Genomic DNA, 1,274 nt, shown 5'->3' with positions numbered 1-1,274 from the left:
TGATGTGTGCTTAAAAAACAGGAGGGTTTAACTTGGTAAACTATACATACTCATTAGGAGTTTACCATGAGCAAGAAACAGAAGACTTACACCGCAGAATTTAAAGCTGAAGCCATAAAAGCCATTGAAGAGAACCAAGGTAATGTATCGGAATCCGCTAGACAACTTGGCATTTCAATGCAAACCCTTTCGAACTGGAATAACAAAGCAAAGGCTGGAACTTTAGCAGGCACAAAACAGTATTCGCCCGATCTAAACGCCTTACTCGAAGAAAATAAGAAGCTTAAACAACAGCTCAAAACAGCTGAAATGGAACGTGAATTTTTAAAAAAGGCAGCAGCGTACTTTGCCAAAGAAAGTCAGTGAGGTACGCCTATATGAAATCGCAAAGCCACTTATTTCCGATTATTTTAATGGCTCGATTACTTCGTGTATCCGTTTCTCGCTTTTATGATTGGCTAAAGCGAGGCATGAGTAAAAGATCAATTCAGCGAAATCAGCAGACAATTTTGGTCAAAATAGCCCATGAAGAAACCAAACAAAGCTATGGCTATGTTCGATTAACCAAGCATTTACAAGCGCAAGGTATCAAAATAAGTACGTATGCTGTGCGCCAAATAAAAAAATCAAATCAGTTGTATTGTAAGCGCCATAAGCGTTTCAAAAGAACCACGAACAGTGATCACAACCGTTCTATTTATGACAATTTACTCAAGCAACAGTTTTCAATGACGAAGCCTAATCTTGCGTGGTCGAGTGACATTACCTACATTTGGACGGCTGAGGGCTGGTTGTACTTGGCAGCTGTCAAAGATCTTTACACGAAACAGGTTGTTGGCTATAGCTTAAATGAGCGCATGACAGCCAAGCTTGTTTGTGATGCATTGAATATGGCTATTCGCAATCAGAAACCTGCTAAAGATCTCATTGTACATTCAGATAGAGGCAGCCAATATTGCAGTAATGAATATCGAAACTTACTTGAGAAATTTGATTTTCAGGGTTCAATGAGCAAAAAAGGCGACTGCTTTGATAATGCACCGATAGAGAGTTTCTGGGGCATACTCAAAAATGAACTAGTCCATCATCGCAACTACAAAACAAGGGAAGAAGCCAAAGCGGATATTACAAAATATATAGAGTTATTTTATAATCAGCGAAGAATTCAAAAAGGCTTGGATTTTAAGACACCAAATCAAATGGCAGAAGACTTTTATCGGTTAGCTGCCTAGAATCTCCCAAGTGAAAGTCTCCTGCTAATTCAGCACACATCA

Annotated in this window: 1 protein-coding gene; it reads left to right on the top strand. The window is 39.1% G+C overall.

Annotated elements, in window-relative coordinates; genetic code table 11:
* The first annotated feature begins 66 nt into the window (after positions 1–66).
* Positions 67–1,232 (top strand): IS3 family transposase gene (locus tag FTV25_RS15945; protein WP_119285041.1). Its coding sequence is split into 2 segments (ribosomal slippage): positions 67–325 and positions 325–1,232, totalling 1,167 coding nucleotides; the frame shifts between segments, so codons are not numbered across the junction.
* Positions 1,233–1,274 lie beyond the last annotated feature (42 nt).

The sequence above is a fragment of the Acinetobacter sp. YH12249 genome (genome assembly GCF_013417475.1).
GTDB lineage: Bacteria > Pseudomonadota > Gammaproteobacteria > Pseudomonadales > Moraxellaceae > Acinetobacter.
Note: the sequence above shows the minus strand (reverse complement) of the source record. Positions and strands in the feature narration are given on the sequence as shown.